At 64.9% G+C, this 25,310-nt stretch carries 17 protein-coding genes and 1 tRNA gene; 13 read left to right on the top strand and 5 right to left on the bottom strand.

Annotated features, from left to right (window positions below):
- The first annotated feature begins 102 nt into the window (after window positions 1-102).
- The 5 genes from pheT to U5A57_RS06215 all read left to right on the top strand — a co-directional run bounded on the left by pheT (window position 103) and on the right by U5A57_RS06215 (window position 4,923).
- On the top strand, window positions 103-2,559 hold the full coding sequence (gene pheT, locus U5A57_RS06235; RefSeq protein WP_321909088.1) for a phenylalanine--tRNA ligase subunit beta: 2,457 nt from the start codon (window positions 103-105) through the stop codon (window positions 2,557-2,559).
- Window positions 2,560-2,650: 91 nt separating this feature from the next.
- A complete protein-coding gene (locus tag U5A57_RS06230; protein WP_028204248.1) occupies window positions 2,651-3,061 on the top strand; it encodes an integration host factor subunit alpha in 411 nt (136 codons plus the stop codon).
- A gap of 127 nt (window positions 3,062-3,188) precedes the next feature.
- Window positions 3,189-3,587, top strand: a complete 399-nt coding sequence (locus tag U5A57_RS06225) for a MerR family transcriptional regulator (protein WP_321909087.1) — start codon at window positions 3,189-3,191, stop codon at window positions 3,585-3,587.
- A gap of 93 nt (window positions 3,588-3,680) precedes the next feature.
- Window positions 3,681-3,757, top strand: a tRNA-Pro gene (locus U5A57_RS06220).
- A gap of 227 nt (window positions 3,758-3,984) precedes the next feature.
- Window positions 3,985-4,923, top strand: coding sequence for a DMT family transporter (locus U5A57_RS06215; protein ID WP_321909085.1), 939 nt, complete (start codon window positions 3,985-3,987; stop codon window positions 4,921-4,923).
- A 121-nt stretch (window positions 4,924-5,044) separates the two neighbouring features.
- Here U5A57_RS06215 and U5A57_RS06210 read toward each other — a convergent pair whose 3' ends face one another.
- Window positions 5,045-6,400, bottom strand: coding sequence for an MFS transporter (locus tag U5A57_RS06210; protein WP_415774586.1), 1,356 nt, complete (start codon window positions 6,398-6,400; stop codon window positions 5,045-5,047).
- A 394-nt stretch (window positions 6,401-6,794) separates the two neighbouring features.
- Between U5A57_RS06210 and U5A57_RS06205 the strand changes: the two genes are divergently transcribed.
- Both U5A57_RS06205 and U5A57_RS06200 read left to right on the top strand, forming a co-directional pair.
- Complete coding sequence (locus tag U5A57_RS06205) at window positions 6,795-7,115, top strand: DUF190 domain-containing protein (RefSeq protein WP_321909081.1); 321 nt, start codon at window positions 6,795-6,797, stop codon at window positions 7,113-7,115.
- A 186-nt stretch (window positions 7,116-7,301) separates the two neighbouring features.
- Window positions 7,302-8,162, top strand: coding sequence for a 3-hydroxybutyryl-CoA dehydrogenase (locus U5A57_RS06200; RefSeq protein ID WP_321909080.1), 861 nt, complete (start codon window positions 7,302-7,304; stop codon window positions 8,160-8,162).
- A gap of 20 nt (window positions 8,163-8,182) precedes the next feature.
- Here U5A57_RS06200 and U5A57_RS06195 read toward each other — a convergent pair whose 3' ends face one another.
- Window positions 8,183-9,283, bottom strand: coding sequence for an aldose epimerase family protein (locus U5A57_RS06195; RefSeq protein ID WP_321909078.1), 1,101 nt, complete (start codon window positions 9,281-9,283; stop codon window positions 8,183-8,185).
- 58 nt (window positions 9,284-9,341) lie between these two features.
- The gene (locus tag U5A57_RS06190) at window positions 9,342-10,553 is read right to left on the bottom strand and encodes a DNA-binding transcriptional regulator (protein ID WP_321909077.1); all 1,212 of its coding nucleotides are present in this window, start codon (window positions 10,551-10,553) and stop codon (window positions 9,342-9,344) included.
- A gap of 311 nt (window positions 10,554-10,864) precedes the next feature.
- Between U5A57_RS06190 and xylA the strand changes: the two genes are divergently transcribed.
- From xylA to U5A57_RS06160, 6 genes are all read left to right on the top strand, one after another.
- Window positions 10,865-12,187, top strand: coding sequence for a xylose isomerase (xylA, locus tag U5A57_RS06185; protein ID WP_321909076.1), 1,323 nt, complete (start codon window positions 10,865-10,867; stop codon window positions 12,185-12,187).
- Between the two features lie 116 nt (window positions 12,188-12,303).
- On the top strand, window positions 12,304-13,794 hold the full coding sequence (gene xylB, locus U5A57_RS06180) for a xylulokinase (protein ID WP_321909074.1): 1,491 nt from the start codon (window positions 12,304-12,306) through the stop codon (window positions 13,792-13,794).
- A 194-nt stretch (window positions 13,795-13,988) separates the two neighbouring features.
- On the top strand, window positions 13,989-15,017 hold the full coding sequence (gene xylF / locus U5A57_RS06175; protein ID WP_321909071.1) for a D-xylose ABC transporter substrate-binding protein: 1,029 nt from the start codon (window positions 13,989-13,991) through the stop codon (window positions 15,015-15,017).
- 79 nt (window positions 15,018-15,096) lie between these two features.
- Entirely contained in the window at window positions 15,097-16,650 is a 1,554-nt protein-coding gene (xylG, locus tag U5A57_RS06170) for a D-xylose ABC transporter ATP-binding protein (protein WP_321909069.1), read from the top strand.
- Window positions 16,647-17,846, top strand: a complete 1,200-nt coding sequence (locus U5A57_RS06165) for a sugar ABC transporter permease (RefSeq protein ID WP_321909067.1) — start codon at window positions 16,647-16,649, stop codon at window positions 17,844-17,846. Before xylG ends, U5A57_RS06165 begins: the two co-directional genes overlap by 4 nt.
- Window positions 17,847-18,339: 493 nt before the next feature.
- Window positions 18,340-21,189: an ATP-dependent Clp protease ATP-binding subunit gene (locus U5A57_RS06160; RefSeq protein WP_321909065.1), complete on the top strand. Its 2,850-nt coding sequence runs from the start codon at window positions 18,340-18,342 to the stop codon at window positions 21,187-21,189.
- Between the two features lie 72 nt (window positions 21,190-21,261).
- Here the strand turns inward: U5A57_RS06160 and U5A57_RS06155 are convergent, their stop codons facing one another.
- The gene (locus U5A57_RS06155; protein ID WP_321909063.1) at window positions 21,262-23,553 is read right to left on the bottom strand and encodes an ATP-dependent DNA helicase; all 2,292 of its coding nucleotides are present in this window, start codon (window positions 23,551-23,553) and stop codon (window positions 21,262-21,264) included.
- Complete coding sequence (locus U5A57_RS06150; RefSeq protein ID WP_321909060.1) at window positions 23,550-25,277, bottom strand: VRR-NUC domain-containing protein; 1,728 nt, start codon at window positions 25,275-25,277, stop codon at window positions 23,550-23,552. The genes U5A57_RS06155 and U5A57_RS06150 overlap by 4 nt, the downstream gene beginning before the upstream one ends.
- Window positions 25,278-25,310 lie beyond the last annotated feature (33 nt).

The raw sequence follows: 25,310 nt of genomic DNA, 5'->3' as shown, positions 1-25,310 counted from the left end.
CGACGCACTCGCTTGCAGAGCGCGAGGCGGACGCAGCACTGGATGAAGGTGCGCGAGAACCCGCTTCGCGACGGTCACAATCTGTCTGGAACGTAAAACCAAATGCTATTCCCCGAATCCTGGCTGAGAAGCTTTGTCGATCCGAAGCTCACGACCGATGAACTGGCCCACGCGCTCACGATGGCCGGCCTCGAAGTCGAAGGCCTGAGCCCGGCCGCGCCGCCCACCACGAAGATCGTCGTGGGCCGCGTGCTCGAAGTCGTGAAGCACCCGGACGCCGACAAGCTCAACGTCACGCAGGTCGATGCCGGCACCGGCGCGACGCTGCAGATCGTCTGCGGCGCGCCCAATGTCGCGCCCGGCATCAAGGTGCCGGTGGCGCTCGTGGGCGCCGAACTGCCGCCCGCGGAAGAGGGCGGCAAGCCCTTCGCGATCAAGCTGTCGAAGCTGCGCGGCGTGGAAAGCCAGGGCATGCTGTGCTCGGCGCGCGAACTGAAGCTCTCGGAAGATCACAGCGGCCTGATGATCCTGCCGGAAGACACGCCGATCGGCCAGGACATCCGCGAAGCGCTGAACCTCGACGACACCATCTTCGAAATCAAGCTCACGCCGAACAAGGCCGATTGCCTTTCGGTGTACGGCATCGCGCGCGAAACCGCTGCGATCACCGGCGCGCCGCTGCAGGCGCCTGTGTATCCGAAGGTCGAAGTGAAGCTCGATGAAAAGCTGCCCGTGACGATCTCGGCGCCGGACCTGTGCGGCCGCTTCTCGGGCCGCGTGATCCGCGGCGTGAACGCGCACGCGAAAACGCCGCTGTGGATGGTCGAGCGCCTCGAGCGCTCGGGCCAGCGCAGCATCTCGGCGCTCGTCGACATCTCGAACTATGTGATGCTCGAACTGGGCCGTCCGTCGCATGTGTTCGATCTCGACAAGATCCACGGTTCGATGGACGTGCGCTGGGGCAAGAAGGGCGAAACGCTCAAGCTGCTCAACGGCAATACGGTCGAAGTCGATGAAACGGTCGGCGTGATCGCCGACAACCGCGAGATCGAAAGCCTTGCAGGCATCATGGGCGGCGACAGCACGGCCGTCACGCTCGACACCACGAACATCTATCTCGAAGCCGCATTCTGGTGGCCGGACAGCATTCGTGGCCGCTCGCGCCGCTACAACTTCTCGACCGATGCAGGCCATCGTTTCGAGCGCGGCGTGGACTGGTCGACGACGGTCGAGCACATCGAGCGCATCACGCAACTGATCCTCGACATCTGCGGCGGCGCAGCCGGCCCGATCGACGATCAAACCGTGAACGTGCCCAAGCGCGAGCCGGTGACGATGCGCGTCGCGCGTGCGAACCGCATCATCGGCGTGAAGATCAGTGCCGACGAGATCGCGCAAATCTTCACGCGCCTTGGTCTCACGTTCACGCGCAGCGTGGACAATGCGGGCGACGAGCGCTTCAGCGTGACGCCGCCGCCGTACCGTTTCGACATCGAGATCGAAGAAGACTTGATCGAAGAAGTCGCGCGTATCTATGGCGTCGAAAAGATTCCCGCGCTGCCGCCGGTGGCGCGCAGCGAAATGCGCGCGACCAACGAAACGCGCCGCTCGATTCACGCCATTCGTCACGCGCTTGCCGCGCGCGATTACGCTGAAACGATCAACTTCAGCTTCGTCGACGCCGAGTGGGAGCAGGACTTCGCGGGCAACGCGAATCCCGTGAAGCTGCTGAACCCGATCGCGAGCCAGCTCTCGGTCATGCGCACGACGCTGTTCGGCAGCCTCATCAACGTGCTGCGCCATAACCTGAACCGCCGCGCCGACCGCGTGCGCGTGTTCGAAGCCGGCCGCGTGTTCCTGAACGATCCGTCGATCAAGGCCGGCGAGATGGCGGTGGAAGGTTTCGCACAACCGAAGATGATTGGCGCACTCGCCTACGGTCCCGCGCTCGAAGAGCAGTGGGGCGCGCAGACGCGCGGCGTCGACTTTTTCGACGTGAAGGGCGATCTCGAAGCGCTGTTCGCATCGCTTGGCGCGGCCAAGGCGCCGCGTTTCGTGAAGGCCGAGCACCCGGCGCTGCATCCGGGACGTAGCGCGCGCATCGAAGTCGATGGCAAGTCGGTGGGTTGGATTGGCGAGCTGCATCCGCGCTGGATGCAGAAGTACGACCTGCCGCACGCACCGATGCTCTTCGAGGTCGAGGCCGACGCACTGATGGCGCGCGAGCTGCCCACGCCTACTGAAGTCTCGAAATTCCCGCCGGTCCGTCGCGACATCGCTCTTGTTGTCGATCAAAAGATCGAGGTGCAAGCACTGCTCGACGAGTTCCAGAAAGGCCTGCAAGACGAGGCTTGCCGGATTGTGCAGAGGGTTGCGCTTTTCGATGAATTTCGTGCAAAATCAAATACTTCCGGACTTGGCGCGGACGAGAAAAGCCTTGCCTTCCGGGTGACCCTGCAAGATACTGGCGGAACCCTTCAGGACGAAACGGTCGATGCGGCCATCAAGTCCCTGGTGGATCGCCTGGCTCGAGTGTATGGCGCCCGGTTGCGCGGATAAGCTCCTCGGCTCATCACGTACCGACATCGCTTTCTGGTTTGCGAGGTTGCAGATCAACTTCGCAACCGAAAGCGCGCCATTTCATAGATAGATGAACGAAATGAACTCGAGTGATTTCGAAGCCCTTCTTGCGGCACAGCGTAGCGCCATGATTCGCGACATTCCTGCCTCGTCGGCAAGCGCCACGAACGACACGCCCACGCTGACCAAAGCCGAACTCGCAGAGCTGCTGTTCGACAATGTTGGGCTCAACAAGCGCGAAGCGAAAGACATGGTCGAAGCCTTCTTCGAAGTGATTCGCGACGCGCTGGAAAGCGGCGACAGCGTGAAGCTGTCCGGCTTCGGCAATTTCCAGTTGCGCGACAAGCCGCAACGCCCCGGCCGTAATCCGAAAACGGGTGAGGCGATCCCCATCGCAGCGCGTCGCGTGGTGACGTTCCATGCGAGCCAGAAGCTCAAGGCGCTCGTGGAGAGCGGCGCCGAGGCAAGCTTCCCGCGTTGATGCGTTGAGCTTGTCTGCCCGCGGCGGTGGCAATATGGCGGGCGTGAACGAATAAGTAGAAAGAGCGGACTTCAAGGACCCAGGCGGCGACGCCTCATTGCGCAACCACCACGACGGCAAACCGGCGATGACATCGACAAGCGAAAAGGTCGTCTTGCCTCCCATACCCGCCAAGCGCTACTTCACCATTGGCGAGGTGAGCGAGCTGTGCGGCGTGAAGCCACACGTACTTCGGTATTGGGAGCAGGAGTTCACGCAGTTGAAGCCGGTGAAGCGGCGCGGCAATCGCCGCTATTACCAGCATCACGAGGTATTGCTGATCCGTCGCATTCGCGAACTGCTTTACGAGCAGGGCTTCACGATCAACGGCGCGCGCAATCGGCTCGATTCCCATGGGGCGGCGGCCGATGAAGCGGGGCAGTCGGAAGCGGTGGGTGCGCAAGCTTCTGAAGGCACGACAGCGCTCGTGGACGTCGACCAGTTGCGCAAGGAATTGCTGCACGTGCTCGATGCGCTCGGGCGTTGATACACCTCTCAGAACGCATGCATGTGAGTCGTTCACGAATTACGTGCGAAGCGGTTCTAATTAGAGAAACTCTCTGTTATACTTTCTAGCTCTCGGGGCGTAGCGCAGCCTGGTAGCGTACCTGCATGGGGTGCAGGTGGTCGGAGGTTCAAATCCTCTCGCCCCGACCAGAAAATAGAGCCCGCGTAATCGAAAGATTACGCGGGCTTTGTCTTTTGGCGCGCTGCAAAACAGGTGGCGCGATGACACCGCAAGATCCGGCTGTCAATTTTTCTCACATATCGGTGAGAATCCTTCGTTATACGGCGCGTGCCGCTCGCCTTACGATACGCGTACTTCGCGCCCGTGATACGTCGCATCGCGCGCCCGCGCGCAACCCCATACAGCGTCACTTCACATGAACCCGATCGAACTCGTGCAGCTGGTCATTCTCGCCGCCCTATGGGGCGGGTCGTTTCTGTTCATCCGTGTCGGCGTGACCGATTTCGGCGTCGCGCCGCTCATGGCGCTGCGCGTTGGCATCGGCGCGTTGTTCCTTCTGCTCGTGCTGTTCTCGCGGCGCCCTGCACGTGAAGCGCTCGGCACGCTGCGCGAACGCGCATGGCCGCTCTTCGTCGTCGGCATCCTCAATTCGGCCGCACCGTTCTGCCTCTTCGCGTGGGCCGAGCTCACGCTCTCCGCGGGCGTTACGTCTGTGATCAACGCGACCACGCCGCTGTGGGGCGCAGTCGTTGCGTATGTCTGGCTCAAGGATCGTCTGAGCGGGTTGCGTGTGGTCGGGCTGGCAATCGGTTTCGCGGGTGTGCTCGCGCTCGTCTGGGATCAGGTCGTGACGCACGCCGGCGACGGCGCGTCCTCCACGAGCGCCGTACTCGCCGCCCTTGCTGCGCTGGTCGCAGCGGCGCTGTACGGCGTGGCTGCGAGCTACACGAAGCGTCATCTCACGGGCGCCGATCCGCTCACGGTCGCTGCCGGGACGATGACGGGCGCGACTCTCGTGCTCGCGCCTATCGCTTTGGTCACCTGGCCCGCAGCGCCAGTCTCACTGCATGCGTGGGGCGCGGTGCTCGGCCTGGGCGTAGCGTGCACCGGTGTAGCCTATTTGTTGTTCTTCAGGCTGATCGCAGCGGTGGGCCCGGCGCGCGCAATCACGGTGACGTTCGTGATCCCTATCTTCGGCATTCTGTGGGGCGCGCTCTTTCTCGGCGAGCGCGTGTCGATGGGCATGGTCGAAGCGTGCGCGGCGATTCTCGTGGGCACGGCGCTCGCGACTGGCTTCGTGAAGCGCTTGCCGGGCTTCACCGCGCGTCGCAGCGGAGCAGGCGCGGAGCGCTAGCAAGACAGCGCATAGTGCGTTGCGTGCGCTGTGCGCGCCGCGCGGCACACTGCCTTGCGCGCAGGATCCACGAAATCGCGCGGCGACTGCCGTCGCGCGTTTTTCACACCTGCCAGCTTGCTCAAGCCACCGCACGCGGCGCGGCTTTGACTTCCTTCTCACGACCGCTGCGCCCAATCGGCAACGTCGCAACGATCACCGCTCCCAGCACGAGCAGCACCGCGGAATAGATGAGCCCCGCCGCATAGCTGTGCGTCGCATCCTTGAGCCAGCCCACGACGAGCGGATTGGCCGCCGAACTGATATTGCCGATCGCATTGATCACCGCGATGCCCACCGCGCGCGCTTGCGGCGTGAACGCCTGATCGGGCGTGGTCCAGAAGATCGACATCGCCGTGTACGACCCCGCCGATGCGAGGCACACGCCGAGCAGCTGCACGAGCGGTGCGCCGCCTTGCGCCGTCAACACGCAGCCAATCCCCGAGAGCAGCATCGGCGCGGCAAGGTGCCATTTGCGTTCCTGGCGCCGGTCCGAGCGGCGGCCCCACGCGATCATCGCGACGATCGTGACGAGCTGCGGAATCGTCGCGACGAGGCCCACGGTGACGTTGCTCGCCCCTGCGCTGAAACCCTTCACGATCAGCGGCGCCCACACGGCGACCATGGCGAGTGTGTTGACGAGGCAGAAGTACGCCGCCGCGAAGCGCAGAACCACCGGCGAGCGCAGTTGCTGCCAAAGGCTGCGTTCGTTCGCTGCGTGCGCCGTGGTCGAAGCGAGCGCGTCGTCGGCCGGCTCGGCGAGCGCGGCTTCGAGCGTGCGTTTTTCCTCCGCGCTGAGCCAGCGCGCGGCGCGTGGCGTGTCGTCCAGGTAGAAGAACGCCACGCAGCCGAGCAGTGCAGCCGGCATGCCTTCGAGCACGAAGAGCCATTGCCAGCCGGCCAGTCCTGCATGGCCGTCGAGCTTGAGGATATAGCCCGAGACTGCAGAGCCGAGTGCAGCCGTCACGGGCATGGCGATCATGAAGAGGGCATTCGCCCGCGCGCGCCACGCGCTCGGGAACCAGCAGGTCAAATAGAGCAGCATGCCGGGCAAGAAGCCTGCCTCGGTCACGCCAACCAGCATACGCAGCCAGTAGAGCGTGGTGGCGTTGGTGGCGAACATCGTCGCGGTGGAGGCGAGGCCCCACGCAATCATGATGAAGCTGATCCAGCGGCGCGCGCCGATGCGCGCGAGCATGAGATTGCCCGGAATGCCGCATGCGATATAGGCGACGTAGAAGAGGGTGGTGGCGAAGCCGAACTGCGTGCTCGACAGGCCGAGGTCCTTCATCATCGTCAGGCCTGCGAAGCCGATGTTGATGCGGTCGAGAAACGACACGACGAACAGCAGGAACAGGAAACCGAGCAAATGGCGCGAGACCTTGCGGGTGACCTGTTCGGTGGCGGCTGCGCAGTTTGACTGCGTTTGCGCGGACATGTGCGGCACGCGCGAAGCATGCCCTTGCGGGATTGGGCTCATGTGTCTCCTCCTAAGCACCGGGACGTGAGCGTGGCAAGGCTTATGGCGTTGTTGTTTGCCGCGGATCACAATTCACGCGGATTATGCGAGGGGCGCGCGCGCCGTCTGTCCTCAATTTGGGTACAGCCGAGCATTAAGCCCTTCATCGCGGCGGGCGTGGGCTTTCTTTTTCTCTCGCCTGTACGGCAAACGCCCGAGCGCGCGACGTCGACGTCGTTGCAGTTCGGAGTCAGACCATAACCGTCGGCGCGCCGGCACCCGAAAGGACGCGTGCTAGAATTTTTTTGCATGCCGCCCGTCGCGCGGCGCTCATCCGACCATTCGACGTACTTCCGAGCGCATGGAGGGCCCCATGCCCGCAGGCAGTCAACTGACGCTCTACACGAGCCGCAAACACAAGAAGGGCCACAAGTCCGCGGTCTCCTGGATCATTGACGCCGCGCGTGCGCAGGGTGTCTTCGGCGTGACCGTGCTGGAAGGCTACGAGGGCCTCGACGCCCACGGAAAGATGCATGCCGCTCACTTCTTCGATCTGGCCGACGAGCCCGCTGTGGTGCTGATCGTCGCCGACGAGCCCTCCATCGACGCGCTCCTCGTCACACTGGAAGCGGGTGGCGTCGAACTCTTCTATACGCGCACGCCAATCGACTACGGCCGTCTCGGCGGTGTCTGACGGCCAGCGTCTTTTCGCGCCGCTGCGCAGGCATTCGGCTGGGGGCCCCCCGTCACGCGAGTTCCGGCCAATTCCCACTACCCGTTACACTGTGGGTATTGGTGCGGTGCACCACGCGTAGCGCCGCATGACCGGCATTTCCCATAGCGACTCGCCGGGGTCGCAGACAAGGAGTGAGGAAGAGGCATGGCAATCGAAACGGTAGGGATCGTGGGCGCAGGCACGATGGGCAACGGCATCGCCCAGGCGGTGGCGGTGGCGGGGCTCAAGGCGGTGATGATCGACGTCACCGATGCGGCGCTCGCCAAGGGCGTCGCGACGCTCACGCACAGCCTGGAGCGGCTCGTCTCGAAGGGCAAGCTCGATGCGGGCGTGCGCGACGCCGCGCTCGCCCGAATCGAAACGACCACCGACTACCAGCGTCTCGCGGGCGTCGATCTCGTGATCGAGGCGGCGACCGAGAACGCCGAGCTGAAAACGCGCATTCTCAAGCAGATCGAGGCCGCAGCCCGCCCCGACGCGATCATCGCGTCGAACACCTCGTCGATCTCGATCACGGCGCTCGCGAGCACGCTCGCCGACCCGTCGCGCTTCATCGGCATGCACTTCTTCAACCCGGTGCCGATGATGCCGCTCGTCGAGGTGATCAGCGGCCTGCAAACGCGCGCGGAGGTGGCCGAGTCTGTGCGCGAAATGGCGCAGCGTCTCGACAAGACGCCGATCGCCGTGAAGAACGCGCCCGGCTTCGTCGTGAACCGCATTCTGGTGCCGATGATCAACGAGGCGTTCTTCGTGCTAGCGGAAGGCACTGCGAGCGCCGAGGAAATCGATGCCGGCATGAAGCTCGGCGCCAGTCACCCGATCGGCCCGCTCGCGCTGGCGGACCTGATCGGCCTCGACGTGTGCCTCTCGGTGATGGACGTGTTCCTGAAGGACTTCGGCGACTCGAAGTATCGCGCGTGCCCGCTGCTGCGCGAGATGGTCGCGGCGGGCCAGCTCGGCCGCAAGACCGGCCGCGGTGTCTATCAGTACGACAAGGCCGCCTGACCGATTGCGCCCGGCTGGCTTCAGTCGAGCACGCTAACGCGGTATTGCGTGACCTGTTGATACGTCTTGCCGGGCCGTAGCACCACTTCGTCGCACGCGGGCGCTTCCATGTTGATCTGGTTCGGGAAGCCGCCCGCTTCGAGGCACAGCCCCGCGTAGCGCGCGCACGTCGCGCCGCGGCGTCCAGGCTGACCTTCCAGATAATTCCCTGTATAAAGCTGCAGCCCGCGCTGGTCGGTCGAGACGGCGAGCTCGCGCCCGCTGCCCGGCTCGTACACGCGTGCGACCGGCCGCACGGGCCAGCGGCCCGGCGCGGCGTGCAGCGTGCCCGCCGTGCTCTCGGGCGCGCGTAGCACATAGCAGTGGTCGAAACCGCGCGCGCGTTCGAGCTGGTCGTTCGGCCAGTCGAGCCGCGCGCCCAGCGGCGCACCGTGGCGGAAGTCGAACGCGCTGCCCGAGACGTCGGCAATGCGCTCGGGAATCAATTGAGGATCGACTTCGAGGAACGCGTCGGCGTCGATCGTCAGCACGTGGCCGCGAATGTCCGGGCTCGTTTCGCCGGAGAGGTTGAAGTAGCCGTGGCTCGTGAGATTGAGCGGCGTGGGCGCATCGGCCACGCCCTCGTATTCGATCGTGAGCGTGCCGTCGTCGTCGAGCGTATAGCGCACCTGCACGCTCACGTTGCCCGGAAAGCCGCCATCGCCTTCCGGCGAATCGAGCCGCAGCACCAGCGCGCCCCGATCTTCTTCCACCTGCCATATCTGCCGGTGAAAGCCGTTCACGCCACCATGCAGAAGATTGCCGTTCTCGTTGCGATCGAGCGGATAGTCGATTCCGTCCAGCGTGAAGTGCGCACTCCTGATGCGGTTGGCCCAGCGTCCGACCAGCGCGCCCATGTACGTGGTGGCCGCGAGATAGTCGGCGGGCGTGTCGTGGCCGAGCAGGATGTCTGCGAGGCGGCCGGCGCGATCGGGGGCGAGCCACGAGACGAGCGTCGCGCCAAGATCGCTGACCGTCACCTTCATGCCCTGCGCGTTGCGCAGCGTGTAGAGCCGCACGGCGTCGCCGCCGGGCAGGGCGCCCCACGGTTCGGAAGTCGGATGGGCAGCAAGAGTGTTCATGAGGTGAAGAGAACGTATGAAGAAAGCGTGATTGTCCGGGTTGGCCGAAGCCGCTTTATCAAGTGGACAGGCGTGGGCCCGAAGCGTTCGCGACACTGTCCTGATATTCGCGCGGCGTGCATCCCAACTCACGGCGAAATACGGCGTACATATATTGCAGCGACGTGAATCCGCAGCGGATCGCCACCTCCGCGCTCGAAGCGTCGCGGCTCGCGAGCATTGCTTTCGCGGCATCGAGCTTGTGGCGCAAGATTTCCTGGTGGACCGTGCACCGGAGTTCACGCCGGAAATATTCTTCCAGCGACGAGCGCGATACGCCCACATAGTCGGCCACCTGCTCGGTCTTGATGCCCTGGCACGCGTACTGGCGGATGAAATGGCGCGCGCGCATGACGTGCGGGCTCGACAACGGTTCATGCCGGGTCGATTCGAGCACATTGATGCCGACGGGCGGAACCAGAATGCGTTGTCCCGGAAAACGCGCGCCGCGCAGCATCTGGTGCAGCAAGTGGGCGGCCGTCTTGCCCATTTCCTCCGTGCCCTGAATGACCGACGAAAGCGGAATACGCGTGAGCGTGCGGGTGAGCGGGTCGTTGTCGATGCCGATGATCGCCACCTGCTCGGGCACTGCAATACCGTGAATCAGGCATGCCTGAAGCAAATGCCTCGCCCGCGCATCGGTCACAGCGATCACGCCCACGGGCTTGGGCAGGCTGTGCAGCCACGCGCTCAACTGTTCGATGTGCTGGTTCCAGGCGCTGGCGCTGGTGGCCTGACCCCGATAGATCGGCGCCTGCAGGCCTTCTTCGCGGGCGAGCGCCTGGAATGCCAGCTCGCGCTCCTGCGCCCAGCGGTTTTCCTGCGCGACGGGCAGGCTGTACATCGCGAGATTCGGCAAGCCTGCGCCGATCAGGTGCGTCCACGCGAGCGAGACCAGTTTGCGGTTGTCGGTCGCGATATAGGGTATGTCGGCCGGGTACTGGCTGGCGTCTTCGAACGACGAGCCCACGGCGACCACCGGCAGGGGGCAGCCGCGCAGCGCGTCGGCCACGGCGGGGTCGTCGAAGTCGGCGATGATGCCGTCCCCGTCGAAGCGCTCGATGCCCGCGAGCCGGCAGCGGAAGTCTTCTTCGAGAAAGAGGTCCCACGCCACGCGTGTGGAGCGCAGATAGTGGCCAATCCCCGCAATGATCTCGCGGTCGTACACCTTGTTCGCGTTGAAAAGCAGCGCGATACGATGGGGCGTCTGGGAAGCGGGGGCACGGGTCATGTCGTGTCGGCGGCTGGTCGCCCGGCGCGCAACGCCTGCGAAAAAACCGCCATGTCTCCATTTCGGGCGCGGTGCGCGCAAATGAGCGCCGCGCTACGATGTCTTTCGCGCCTCTGGCGCGTCGTTTTAAGCGTCCGGCTATTTTAGGCCCAGATTCGCGGGCGCGGGCGCGCCGGCCGCGCCAGTCGGCAGGAAACATTAAAGGTCTCACGCAATTTCGCAATTGCCGCGCTTTGCGCGTCGCGGGCAGTATGGCGTCACACAGAGGGATGCACGCCGCGCCGCTGCGCTGCAACAACATTGGAGACATCATGTCGTATTTCGAACATATCCCCGCTATTCGATACGAAGGCCCGCAGTCGGACAACCCGCTTGCGTACCATCACTACGACCGGACCAAAAAGGTGCTCGGCAAGACGCTCGAAGAGCATCTGCGCATCGCGGTGTGCTATTGGCATTCGTTCGTGTGGCCCGGCAACGATATTTTCGGGCAAGGCGCGTTTCACCGCCCGTGGCAGCAGCCCGGCGACGCCATGGAACGCGCGCGCCAGAAGGCCGATGCCGCGTTCGAATTTTTCTCGAAGCTCGGCACACCTTATTACACGTTCCACGACACCGATGTGGCTCCGGAAGGCAAGGACCTGAAGGACTACACCGAAAACTTCAAGCGCATGGTCGACTACCTCGGCGAGCGCCAGCAGGCAAGCGGCGTGAAGCTGCTGTGGGGTACCGCAAACCTGTTTTCGAATCCGCGCTATGCGGGCGGCGCCGCCACGAACCCCAACCCCGAAGTCTTCGCGTATGCGGCCACCCAGGTGTGTCATGCGCTCGACGCGACGCGCAAGCTCGGCGGTGAGAACTACGTGCTGTGGGGCGGCCGCGAAGGCTACGACACGCTGCTCAATACCGACCTCAAGCGCGAGCGCGAACAGTTTGCGCGTTTCCTCTCGATGGTGGTCGAGCACAAGCACCGCACCGGTTTCACCGGCACGCTGCTGATCGAGCCGAAGCCGCAGGAGCCGACCAAGCATCAGTACGACTACGACGTCGCCACGGTGCACGGCTTCCTCACGCAATACGGGTTGCAAAACGAAATCCGCGTGAATATCGAGGCGAATCACGCGACGCTCGCGGGCCACTCGTTCCACCACGAAATCGCAACGGCGTTCGCGCTGGGCGTGTTCGGCAGCGTCGACGCGAATCGCGGCGACCCGCAGAACGGCTGGGACACCGACCAGTTCCCGAACAGCGTCGAAGAACTCACGCTCGCGTTCTACGAGATTCTGCGCCACGGTGGCTTTACGACGGGCGGCATGAACTTCGACGCGAAGGTGCGCCGCGCAAGCGCCGATCCGGAAGACATGTTCTACGGCCACGTGGGCGCGATCGACGTGCTCGCGCTTGCGCTCGAGCGCGGTGCGGCGCTTGTGGAAAACGACCGGCTCGAACAGTTCCGCAGCCAGCGCTACGCGGGCTGGGACAGCGAGTTCGGCCGCAAGATTCTCTCGGGCGGCTATTCGCTTTCGTCGCTCGCCGCCGACGCGCTCGCGCACGGCATGAATCCGCAGCACGCGAGCGGCCAGCAGGAGCGCCTCGAGAATGTCGTGAACCAGGCCATCTACGGCCAGCGCTAGCCGTACCACGGCGCGCGAAAAGAAACGCCTGAAAAAACATTAGCGCGCGCCGTCAAATTCGCAATTGCGCTGCTTCCCACACAAGGCAAACTGGCGCAAAAAAGAAGGACGGAGACATGTTTATCGGTATCGACCTCGGCACGTCGGGCGTGAAGGCCGTGCTGCTCGATCGCGCCGGCGACGTGCTCGGCAGCGCGAGCGCGCCGCTCACCGTGAGCCGGCCGCAGCCACGTTGGTCCGAGCAGGCGCCGCAAGACTGGTGGCTTGCCACGCAGGATGCCTTGCGCGCACTGATCGACGAAGCGCGTGGGCGCGGCATCGACCCGGCGCGTATTGAAGCTCTCGGCCTGACCGGCCAGATGCACGGCGCGACGCTGCTCGACGCGAGTGGGCAGGTGCTGCGTCCCGCTATCTTGTGGAACGATGGTCGTTCGGACGCCGAATGTATCGAGCTGGAGCGTGCCGTAACGCAGTTGCATGCCATTGCCGGCAATCTTGCGATGCCGGGCTTCACGGCGCCGAAGCTGCTGTGGGTGCGCAAGCACGAGCCGGAGATCTTCGCGCGCATTGCGCATGTGCTGTTGCCGAAGGACTATTTGCGCTGGCTGCTCACGGGCGTGTTCGCGACCGACCCGTCCGACGCCGCCGGCACGCTGTGGCTCGATATCGCGAAGCGCGACTATAGCGAGACCTTGCTCGAGGCGTGCGGTCTCACGCGTACGCAGATGCCGGACGTAGTCGAAGGCAACCAGGTAACGGGCCGGCTTCGGCCCGAACTCGCGCGGCAATTCGGCCTGCGCGAAATTCCGGTCGTGGCGGGCGGCGGAGACAATGCGGCGGGCGCCGTGGGCGTGGGCATCGTGCGGCCCGGCGACGCCATGCTTTCGCTCGGCACGTCGGGCGTTTATTTCGCGGTGTCGGACGGCTTTCTCGCCAATCCCGACTCCGCCGTGCACAGCTTCTGCCATGCGTTGCCGCACACGTGGCACTTGATGTCCGTGATGCTGAACGCGGCCAGTTGCCTCGACTTCACTGCGCAGTTGACGGGTTACGAAAGCGTTGCCGCGTTGCTCGCTGACGCCGAAGCAAACTCAAACGCCGCGCGCGACGCGCGCCGGCCGTGGTTCTTGCCGTACCTTAGCGGCGAGCGCACGCCGCACAACAATGTGAACGCGAAGGGCGTGTTTTATGGCATGACGCCGCAGACCGCGCGCGCCGATCTGGCCAACGCGACGCTGGAAGGCGTAGGCTTCGCGCTGCTCGACGGTATGGATGCGCTGCACGCGGCGGGGCTCGTGCCGGAGACGATCACGGTCATTGGCGGCGGCTCGCGCAGCGCCTGGTGGACGCAAATGCTCGCCGATATCAGCGGCCGCGCGCTTACGCTGCGCGCCGGCGGCGAGGTCGGCCCGGCGCTGGGCGCGGCGCGCCTCGCGCATCTCGCGCTCGAACCGGGCGCGACGCTCGACCAGGTGTGCCCGCAGCCACCTGTGCTCGCGATACGCGAGCCTGACGCCGCACGCCACGCGTGGTATCGCGAGGCGCGCCGTCCAACCTTTAGCGCGCTGTACCGCGCGCTCGAACCGGTTTTCGCAACCGGCGCCTGAGAGAGGGCGCCGGTGCAGAAAAACTGCACGGCCAGTGTAGTCGTGCAGTCGATTGGTAGTCCTACGGTTATACCGCACGCCTTGCCTTTTCGCGTGTGTTCCGCAATTACATCGGCAACCGCCTGATAACCATCGCCGCGGCGGCGACGCGTACGCGCGCGCCTGCGCATCGGCATCAAGAGGAGTATGGAGACATGAATTTCGCCAAACGTCGTTCGGTTCTGGGTTCGCTCGTATGCGGGGCCGTGCTCGCGAGCCTGTCGCTTGCCGCACCGCTCGCACACGCGAGCAAGGATCACCCCGAGATCGGCTTCTGTATCGACGACCTGCGTGTCGAGCGCTGGTCGCGCGATCGCGATTACTTCGTCGCCGCCGCGGAAAAGCTTGGCGCGAAAGTGTCGGTGCAGTCGGCCGACGCCAGCGAGGAACGCCAGATCTCGCAGATCGAAAACCTCATTTCGCGTGGCGTCGACGTCATCGTGATCGTGCCGTTCAACTCGAAAACGCTCGGCAACGTCGTCGCCGAAGCGAAGAAGGCGGGCATCAAGGTCGTTTCGTACGACCGCCTGATTCTCGACGCCGATATCGACGCCTACATCTCGTTCGACAACGAGAAGGTGGGCGAGCTTCAGGCGAAGGGCGTCTTCGATGCGCAGCCCAAGGGCAATTACTTCCTGCTGGGCGGCGCGCCCACCGACAACAACGCGAAGATGCTGCGTGAAGGACAACTGAAGGTCCTCAAGCCCGCTATCGACCGTGGCGACATCAAGGTGGTCGGCCAGCAGTGGGTGCCGGAATGGAGCGCTTCGACGGCGCTGCGCATCATGGAAGACGCGCTCACCGCGAACAACAACAAGATCGACGCCGTGGTCGCTTCGAATGACGGCACGGCGGGCGGCGCGATCCAGGCGCTCGCCGCGCAGCATCTCGCGGGCAAGGTGCCGGTGTCGGGCCAGGACGCGGACCTCGCGGCAGTCAAGCGCGTGGTGGCCGGCACGCAGACCATGACGGTCTACAAGCCGCTCAAGCTCATCGCGGGCGAAGCCGCGAAGCTCGCCGTCGATCTCGCGAAGGGCCAGAAGCCGGCATACAACGCGCAGTACGACAACGGCAAGAAGAAGGTCGATACGGTGCTGCTGCAGCCGACGCTGCTCACGAAGACCAACGTGGATGTCGTCGTGAAGGACGGCTTCTACACGCAGGCGCAACTGGCAAGCCAGTAACGTCTATGGCCTGACGGCCCGCGCGCGCCACGAATGTGGCGATGGCGTCGCGCGGGCCTTCGCAGCGAGTGACCAGCGTATGACCGAACCCTTGCTGACGATGCGCGGCATCGTCAAGTCCTTTGCGGGCGTGAAAGCGCTCGACGGCATCGACCTCACGGTGCAGCCCGGCGAATGCGTGGGCCTGTGCGGCGAGAACGGCGCCGGCAAATCGACGCTCATGAAAGTGCTTTCGGGTGTGTACCCGCACGGCACCTGGAGCGGCGAAATCCGTTGGGAAGGCGCACCGCTCGAAGCGCACAGCGTGCGCGACACCGAACGGGCGGGCATCGTCATCATCCACCAGGAACTGATGCTCGTGCCCGAGCTTTCGGTGGCCGAAAACATCTTTCTCGGCAACGAAATCACGCTGCCGGGCGGCCGCATGAACTACGCGGCGATGTATCAGCGCGCCGACGAATTGCTGCGCGAGCTGAATATCGACGCCATCAACGTGGCGCAGCCGGTGATGAACTATGGCGGCGGCCACCAGCAGCTCATCGAGATCGCAAAGGCGCTGAACAAGCGCGCGAAGCTGCTGATCCTCGACGAGCCTTCGTCTTCGCTCACCGCGGCCGAAACAAAGATCCTGCTCGATATCGTGCGCGACCTGAAGCGCCGCGGCGTGGCGTGCGTCTACATCTCGCACAAGCTCGACGAGGTCGAGGCCGTGTGCGATACGGTGAGCGTGATCCGCGACGGCCGTCACGTGGCGACCGAGCCCATGGCGACGCTCACCACCGACCGCATCATCGCGATGATGGTGGGGCGCGAGATCCGCAATCTCTTTCCGCGTGAGCCGCATGACATTGGTGAGGTCGTGTTCGAAGCGCGCAACGTGACCTGCTATGACGTGACGAATCCGCGCCGCAAGCGCGTGGATGACGTGTCGTTCTCGGTGCGGCGCGGCGAGATCCTGGGCGTGGCCGGGCTCGTGGGCGCGGGCCGCACGGAGACCATGCAGGCGATCTTCGGCGCCTATGCGGGCGCATGCACGGCGACGGTGCTGCTCGAAGGCAAGCCGCTGAAAATCCGCTCGCCGCTCGATGCGATCGGTGCGGGCATCGCCATGGTGCCCGAGGACCGCAAGCGCCACGGCATCGTGCCGCAACTGGGCGTGGGCCACAACATCACGCTCTCGGTGCTGCAGCGCTTCTCGAAGCACGGACGCATCGACACCGCCGCCGAACTCGACACGATCCGCACGGAGATGCAGCGTCTTTCGGTGCGCGCGGCGAACCCGATGCTGTCGATTGCGAGCCTTTCCGGCGGCAATCAGCAGAAGGCCGTGCTCACCAAGATGCTGCTCACCGACCCCAAGGTGCTGATCCTCGACGAACCCACTCGTGGCGTAGACGTCGGCGCGAAGTACGAGATCTACAAGCTGATCTTCCAGCTCGCCAAACGCGGCGTGGCGGTCGTGATGGTGTCGTCCGAGTTGCCGGAGGTGCTGGGCATCAGCGACCGCGTGCTCGTGATCGGCGAAGGCGAGTTGCGCGGCGACTTCGTCAATGACGACCTCACGCAGGAAGACATTCTTGGCGCGGCGATCCAGAGCGTGCGCGCCCAACCCGATACAGCGAGTGCAGTATGACCCCCGACGTCACGACCCAAAATGCGCGCGAAGAACAGCAGCCAGGCGGCAATGGTTTTGCCATGCGTTTTCAGCAACTCTTCGCTCGCTACAAGATCCTCGCGCTGCTGCTTGCAGTGGCGGTGATCTGGCTGTTTTTCTCGCTGCTCACGCATGGCGCGTTCGTCACGCCACGCAACGTGTCGAACCTGCTGCGGCAGATGTCGATCACGGGGATGCTCGCGTGCGGCATGGTGTTCGTCATCATCGCGGGCGAGATCGATCTCTCGGTGGGCTCGCTGCTGGGCCTGCTCGGCGGCGTGGCCGCGATTCTCGACGTGAACCGCGGCTGGCCCATCGGCGTGACGGTGCCGGTGGTGCTCGCGCTCGGCGTGCTGGTGGGCCTGTTTAACGGCTGGTGGTCGACGTACCGCCGTGTGCCGTCATTCATCGTGGGTCTCGGCGGCATGCTCGCGTTTCGCGGCGTGCTGCTCGGCATCACGGGCGGTTCGACCATCGCGCCGGTGTCCGATCACTTCGTGTTTCTCGGCCAGGGCTATTTGCCGCGCGTGGCCGGCGACGTGCTCGCGCTCGCACTTTTCGTGCTGCTTGCCGTGCTCACAGTGCGCCAGCGTGCGAACCGCAGGCGCTATCAGCTGAGCGTCGTGCCGATCTGGCAGGACGGGGTGAAGATCGTCGGCGCGGGCGCGATCCTGCTTGCGTTCGTGCTGATGCTCGACAGCTATGGCGGCATTCCGGTGCCCGTGCTGCTGCTGCTCGCGCTGCTCGGTATCTTCACATGGATCGCCACGCAAACCGTGTTCGGCCGCCGCATCTATGCGGTGGGCTCGAACCTCGAAGCCACGCGTCTTTCCGGTGTCAACACGAACCGAGTGAAGCTCGCGATCTTTGCGCTCATGGGGCTTATGTGCGCGTTTGCGGGCATCGTCAATACGGCGCGTCTCGCGGCCGGTTCGCCGTCGGCTGGCACGATGGGCGAACTCGACGCGATCGCGGCCTGCTTTATCGGCGGCACGTCGATGCGTGGCGGCTCCGGCACCGTGTATGGCGCGCTGATCGGCGCGCTCGTGATGGCGAGCCTCGATAACGGCATGTCGATGCTCGACGTGGACGCGTATTGGCAGATGATTGTGAAGGGCGGCATTCTCGTGCTCGCTGTGTGGATCGATGTCGTGTCGGGGTCGAACCGCCGCTGAGCAACAGGCGGCGAACACGATTGCAAACCTGCTTGCGCAGTGAGTTTGATGACAGTGTTCTTGCACCGCGCGTGACATCGCAACGCATCGGATGACGTCACGCGCAGTTGCTCTCCTCACGCGCCCCGAGCGCGTTCTCAGGGCGGGACTGATGTCCCGCCCTTTTTCTTTCATGTAGTCGACCGTCAACCGCACACCGAGCGGAACATGTTCGACGCGTTGGCAATCGTTTCCTGCCACAATCGTTTGCACCGGTGTCGGGCGGCAGATTCACGTGACGCACGCTAAGCGCACAAGGCAATCCGTCCGCAAGGTCATCGTCAGCCACAGCACTGCGCCGCAATGGTGTTGCTGCGCGTGCTCGCCGATTTGTCGCTTTGCTGGTGCACCCGCTGCGTGAGCGGCCGCGTTGCACCGAATCGCGCCGCGAGGTTGTGGCAGGGTTTCGCCAACTTCGGCGGCGCGATTCCGATCCTCCGGAGACAAGCCGACCATGCCCACTCTTTGCGAAATCTGTAATGCCCGGCCCGCAGTCGCGCGCGTGACTGTCGTGCAAAACGGGCAGCGCAAGTCCATGTCGATCTGCGACTACGACTACCGCCAACTGATGCGTCACCAAAGCATGCTCAACCCGTTCGACTCGCTGCTGGGCGGCAGCGGCCTGTCGCGCTTTTTCGGCGGACAAGGCGGCGAGGACGAACATGACGACGAGCACGATCTCGCCGCCGAGGTGCCGCGCGAATCCGTGGACGCGACCGATGCGTTCAGCGAGCAGACGCTCGAAATCCTGCAGCGCGCCGCGGAAAAAGCCCATGAATTGCAGCGTAATGAACTCGACACCGAACATCTGCTGTACGTGCTTGCCGACACCGATGTTTGCGCGGCACTCCTGAAGGAGTTGAAGCTCTCGCCGCAGGACATCCAGGGCTATATCGATCAGCATGCGCAAAAGGGCACGGCCGCGCCCGACGCGCCCATCGACAAGATGACGATTTCGCCACGCCTGAAAAAAGCGTTTCAGTTCGCGTTTCAGGCGTCGCGCGATCTCGGCCACTCGTACGTCGGCCCCGAGCATCTGTTGATCGGTCTCGCTGCGGTACCCGACAGCATTGCGGGCACGCTGCTCAAGAAATACGGCGTCACGCCCGAGGCGCTGCGCCAGAAGGTCGTGAAGGTCGTGGGCAAGGGCGCGGAAGATGGCCGCGTGGATGCGCCCACGGGCACGCCCACGCTCGACAAGTTCGGCCGCGACCTTACGGCCATGGCGCGGCAGGGCAAGCTCGATCCGGTGCTGGGGCGCGCGCTGGAAATCGAGAACACCATCGAGGTGCTCGCGCGGCGCAAGAAGAACAACCCGGTGTTGATCGGTGAGCCGGGCGTCGGCAAGACCGCCATTGTCGAAGGGCTCGCGCAGCGTATCGTCAACGGCGACGTGCCCGAGGTGCTGCGCGGCAAGCGGCTCGTGGAAGTGAACATCAACTCGATGGTCGCGGGCGCGAAATACCGTGGCGAGTTCGAGGAACGCGCAAAGCAACTGATCGACGAAGTGACTGCCAAGCACGACGAGCTGATTCTCTTCATCGACGAATTGCACACGATCGTGGGCGCGGGGCAGGGAGGCGGCGAAGGCGGGCTTGATATTGCCAACGTGTTGAAGCCTGCGCTCGCGCGCGGCGAGTTGAGCCTCATTGGCGCGACGACGCTCAACGAGTACCAGAAGTACATCGAGAAAGACGCGGCGCTCGAACGGCGCTTTCAGCCCGTGCTCGTGCCCGAGCCCACGGTCGAGCAAACCATTGTGATCCTGCGCGGCCTGCGCGACAAACTCGAAGCGCACCACCAGGTCACGTTCGCCGACGACGCCTTCGTGGCCGCGGCCGAACTGTCGGATCGCTACATCACGTCGCGTTTTTTGCCCGACAAGGCGATCGATCTGATCGATCAGGCAGCGGCGCGCGTGCGCATCGGCGCGACCTCGCGTCCCGCCGACATGCAGGAGCTCGAAGCGGAGATCGCACAGCTCAAGCGCGAGCAGGATTACGCGGCTTCGCGCAAGCGCTTCGACGAAGCGAAGGGGTTCGAGGAGCGCATCAACGAAAAACAGGCGAAGCTCGACGAACTGACCGAAGCGTGGCAGCGCAAGACGGGTTCGGAAACGCTTGAAGTCACGGTGGCCTCGATTGCCGAGGTCGTCTCGCGGCTCACCGGCATACCGGTTGCGGATCTCACTCAGGAAGAGCGCCAGAAGCTGCTCAAGATGGAAGCCACGCTGCGCGAGCGCGTGGTAGGCCAGGAAGACGCCGTGGTCGCGGTGAGCGACGCCGTGCGTCTTTCGCGCGCGGGCCTCGGTCAGTCGAACCGGCCGATTGCGACCTTCCTGTTCCTCGGGCCGACTGGCGTGGGCAAGACCGAGCTTGCGAAGGCGCTTGCGGAAACCGTGTTCGGCGACGAGCAGGCCATCATCCGCATCGACATGAGCGAGTACATGGAGCGCCATGCGGTGGCGCGGCTCATCGGCGCGCCGCCGGGCTACGTGGGCTACGACGAGGGCGGCCAGCTCACCGAGCGCGTGAGGCGGCGCCCGTACAGCGTGATTCTGCTCGACGAGATCGAGAAGGCGCACGCCGATGTCTACAACGTGCTGCTGCAGGTGTTCGACGACGGGCGCCTGACGGATGGCAAAGGCCGCGTGGTCGACTTCAGCAACACGATTCTGATCGCCACGAGCAACCTGGGCGCGTCGATCATCATGGACAACCTCGAGCGCCCCGAGAAGTCGCGCCTCGACGACAAGACGATCCGCGCGGAACTCATGAAGGTGCTCAAGGGCCATTTCCGGCCCGAGTTCCTCAATCGCATCGACGAAATCATCGTGTTTCATGCGCTCTCGCGGGAGAACATCCGCGCGATCGTGCATATCCAGCTCGAACGCGTCACACGCACGGCGGCTGCACAGGGCATCACGTTGATTATGGGGCAGACGCTCATTGATCACCTCGTTGAGGCGGGCTATCAGCCGGAGTTCGGCGCGCGCGAGCTCAAGCGGCAGATTCGCCAGGAAGTGGAAACGCGCCTTGCCAAGGAGATACTCGGCGACGCGCTGCAGACGGGGGATACCGTCGAGATCGGTTACGACAAGACGAACGACGAAGTGACGATCAGCAAGGTCGCCGTGCCGCCCGACGTGAAGGAGAGCAAGCCCGCGAAGAAGACGAAGAAAGCGGAGTCACCGCCGGTTGATGAAGTCGCGAGCGAGATCGCTGCTGACGACATGGAAGGCGATCCGCCACCGCCGCCTCCGAAGAAGAGCGGGAAGGGAGGAGGAAAGGCGAAGCCTGCCTGATCGTATGAAAAACGGCTGGCGCACCGAAAGGTGTGCCAGCTTTCTTCATGCGGATACGATAAGGAATCCAGATCAACTGGAAGCGATGCGCCACCACGCCGGCAGCAGCGCACGCACCCCGGGCTGCGCAAAGCGGTCGTCCAGCAGATGCACGACACCGCGATCGTGTTCGGTACGGATCACGCGGCCCGCGGCTTGCACGACCTTGCGCAAGCCCGGAATCAGGTACGTGTAATCGAAGCCATCGCCGTAAAGCGTATCCATGCATGCGCGCATTGCCTCGTTCAGGGCGTTCACCTGAGGCATGCCGAGCGTGGCGATGAATGTGCCGATGAGGCGCGTGCCAGGCAGATCGATGCCTTCGCCGAACGCGCCGCCGAGCACCGCGAAGCCAATGCCGCAGCCGCCTTCCACGAAGCGCGCGACGAAGGCCTGCTGGCCCGCTTCGTCCATCGTGCGCGACTGAAGCCACACGTCCACTTGCGGATGGCGCGCCATGAACACATCGGCGGCTTGCTGCAGATAGTCGTAGCTGCTGAAAAAGCATAGATAGTTGCCGGGGCGCTCGGCGTATTGCGCCGATACGCGCGCGACCAGCGCTTCGAGCGAACGCTCGCGGTCCTTGAAACGCGTCGAGATATGGCGGGCGATGTGGACGTCGAGCTGCTCGGCGCGAAACGGCGTGTCGATGTCGATGCTCACCGTGTTGGCGGGCAGGCCGAGCATGTCGCTGTAGTAGTGCGTGGGCGAGAGCGTCGCCGAAAAGAGCGTCATGCTGTGCGCCGTGGCGATCCGTGGGCGCAACGCATTCGCGGGCACGATATTGCGGATCGCGATCGTCGAGCGCGGGCGGCGCGCGCTCTGCTGCGCAAGCGGCGTGACGTCGAAGAGCGAATGCGTATCGAAGCGTTCGGCAATGCGCGTGAAGTGCAGGGCGTCGAAATAGAAGCGTTCGAGTTCGGGGTCGCGCACGAGCGCGGGCTCGGCGAGCTGATCGCCAATCGCGCCGATTACTTCGCCGAGCGCGGCGACGAGGCCTTCGGGCAAGGTGTCGCTTGCGCGCCAGGCGTCGGGCTGTACCGCGTTTTGCGCATTCCAAAGCTTCTGTAGCCGCGCGAGCGCGCGCTTGAGCGGTGCGCTCGCGGCTCGGCGCACGGTGTCGATGCGCGTTTGCACGAGTTCCGCCGAGTACATCGCGCGGGCGCGCTCGGGCAGGTTGTGCGCTTCGTCCACGAGCACGCTCGCGCGCCACTGGTTGTGCGCGGCGAGCATGAACAGCATGGCGCTCGCGTCGAACCAGTAGTTGTAGTCGCCGACGATCGCGTCGCTCCAGCGCGCCAGTTCCTGGCCAAGGTAGTAAGGGCAGACGGCGTGCTCGCCCGCCACCGCGCGCAGTGCTGCGCGATCGAGCCGCACGCGTTCGAGCGCCGCCGCGCGCGCGGCCGGCAGGCGGTCGTAAAAGCCGCGCGCGAGCGGGCAGGATTCGCCATGACATGCCGCTTCGGGATGCTCGCAAGCCTTCTCGCGCGCAACGAGTTCGAGCACTCGCAAGGGGAGGGTCGTTCGCTGCGTATTGTCGGTGGCCTGCTCGGGTGCGGTGGTCAGCGTGGCGAGCGCATCGAGCGCCAACTGGCGGCCTGAGCTTTTCGCGCTCAGAAACACGACTTTGTCGATGGCCGCGCGCGGGCAAGCCTTCAACTGCGGAAAGAGCGTGCCGATGGTTTTGCCGATGCCGGTAGGCGCCTGCGCGAGCAAACATCGCCCCTGCGTGGCCGCGCGCCAGACGGCTTCGGCGAGATCGCGCTGGCCGGCGCGAAAATGCGGGTGCGGTAGGCACAGCGCGGCCAGCGCGGCGTCGCGCGCGGTGCGGTGCGCGTATTCCTGCTCGGCCCAAGCGACGAAGCGGCGGCATTGCGTTTCGAACGCGGCGCGCAGTTCCGACGCGCTCGCCTGCTCGACCAGCGCCGTCTCGCGGCCCGAACCGATGTCGTAGTACACCAAAGCGAGTTCGAGCGCCTCGAGGCCGAGCGTGTCGCAGAGGAGCGCACCGTAGACGCGCAACTGCGCCCAGTGAAGCGCACGCTGATTTTCGCGCATCGCTTCGAGGTCGCCGCGATAGGTCTTGAATTCTTCGAGCCTGCGGCGCGCGGGATCGTAGCCGTCGGCGCGGCCGCGCACGGTGAGCGATTCGAACGTGCCGGAGAGCGCGATCTCGGTTTCGTAGCCGGGCGCACGCCTCGCGGCGATGGCCGCGTGGCCGGCGCGACCGTCGCTTGCATCGGGCGAGGGCGTGAAACGCAAGTCGAGGTCGCCGCGCTTCGCGGTGAACTCGCACAGCGTGCGCACGGCGACGGTGTAGCTCATGGCGCGCGCAACGCCGATGCAGCGTTTTCGTCGGTCTCGTCAGCCAGATCGGGCCAGCGCACCTGCAACACGGAAACCGGCATGTCGTGCTGCGCACAATAGGCAAGCCAGCGACGCTGGTTGTCCTGCAGGCGGTCGCCGGGGCCTTTCACCTCGATCAGTTCATAGCGCCGTTCGTGCGGCCAGAAGCGCACGAGATCGGGCAGGCCCGAACGGTTGACAACGGGTTCGCGCAGCAGCCGCTCGAACCACAAGCGCAGATGCGCGGCGGGAAAGCAATCGAGCGCCAGTGCGAGCAGTTCGTCGCTCAGTGCGGGCCACGCGACGAAGGGCGACTGGATGCCGGCCTTTTGTGCATAGCGCCGCTGGATCGAGTCGCGGTAGGTGTGCGTTTCGAGTTCGGCGAGACATGCTTCGAAGTGCGAAGCACGGCGTGCGACGAAATCAGCGGCGTGCAGATCGGCGGGCCCGCGCTGGAACGGATGGAAGAATGCGCCGGGCAGCGGCGCGAACAGCGCGGGCCAGCAGAGCAGGCCGAAGAGGGCGTTGATCAGCGTGTTCTCGACGTAAAACACCGGCGCCTGCGGCGTAGCGAGCGAGAGACGTGCGGCTTCCTCCACGCAGAGTTCCCCGGGCGCCGCCGGCAGCGTGAGTTCAAGCTGCACGAAGCCCGGCTCGGTGCTCAGTTTCGACTTCGCTCGCGTGCGCGCGAGACGCCCGAGTGTGCGCGCGGCGCGCTGCGCTTCCTCTTCGTTTGCAGGCGCATCGGCAATGGTCTGCGCGAGCGCGAGCGCTTCCTCGCGGCGGCTTAGCTGTTCGAGCACGCGCACGCGGCGGTAGCGCGATTCAGGATGGCCGCAGTTCAGATAAGCGCGCCACGCGAGTTCGGGTTCGCCCGCGCGCTCGGCCGCGAGCCCTGTGGCGTGACGCAGCTTGTCGTGGCGAGCGCGCAGCCACGCGTTGGCATGCGTGCGCGGGGCCAGCGCGTCGAGCGCATCGAGTGTCGTGCCGATAGCGATGGCGGCGTCGAAGTCCTGGGTGGTGCTGTCGAGGCCGTCGCGGCAATCGCGCAGCGCGAGATACGTGTCGATGTCTTCACGTCGCTGGAACGCGCGCGAGTCGCGATCGAAGGGCACGCTTTCGTAGCGATAGACGCCGAGGTCGGCAAGCACGAACTCCGACCAGTCCTGATGCAGGTTGCCGAAGAACATGAGGCGCAGGCGCTCGCAGAGCGGGGCGCTCGCGAACAGCAGCACGGTGTCGGGCGAGGACGGAAACCACCCATGCCAGTCGCGCGGGTCGGGCGCGGCGGCGTAGTGCGCCTCGAGCGCTTCGAGCGAGGCCGCGCGCGTGGCGCGCGGTTCCAGCGCGACGCCAAGGTGCGCGGCGAGCGCCTGCAGTTCGGCTTTCGTCACGAGCGCGGCGAGCGAGTCGAGATCGAGCAGGGGCGCCGCGTCGAGCCAACCCGCCGCAACGAGCGGGGCCGCTGCGTCGCGCGGGCAGCCGATTTCGCCGTACGCGAGACGGCTTGCGCGGAAATGGGGCCCCTTGCGCATCAGCATGCGCACGAAGAGCGCACGCGACGCCTGGGGCATGCGGGCGAAATCATCGGCGAAGCGGCGCTCGGCGGCGTCGAACAGGTCGGCGCAGCGTGCCTCGAGCCACGCTAGCGCGCGCTCGAAGTTCGCGAGGTAGTAAAACGGATCGGGAGAGTCGGGAAGCACGCGCGGCACTGTACGGATATACAGCGGCGATGA

The organism is Paraburkholderia sp. J11-2 (genome assembly GCF_905220185.1).
Taxonomy (GTDB): Bacteria; Pseudomonadota; Gammaproteobacteria; order Burkholderiales; family Burkholderiaceae; genus Paraburkholderia.
This window is presented reverse-complemented; position numbering and strand designations above follow the sequence as displayed.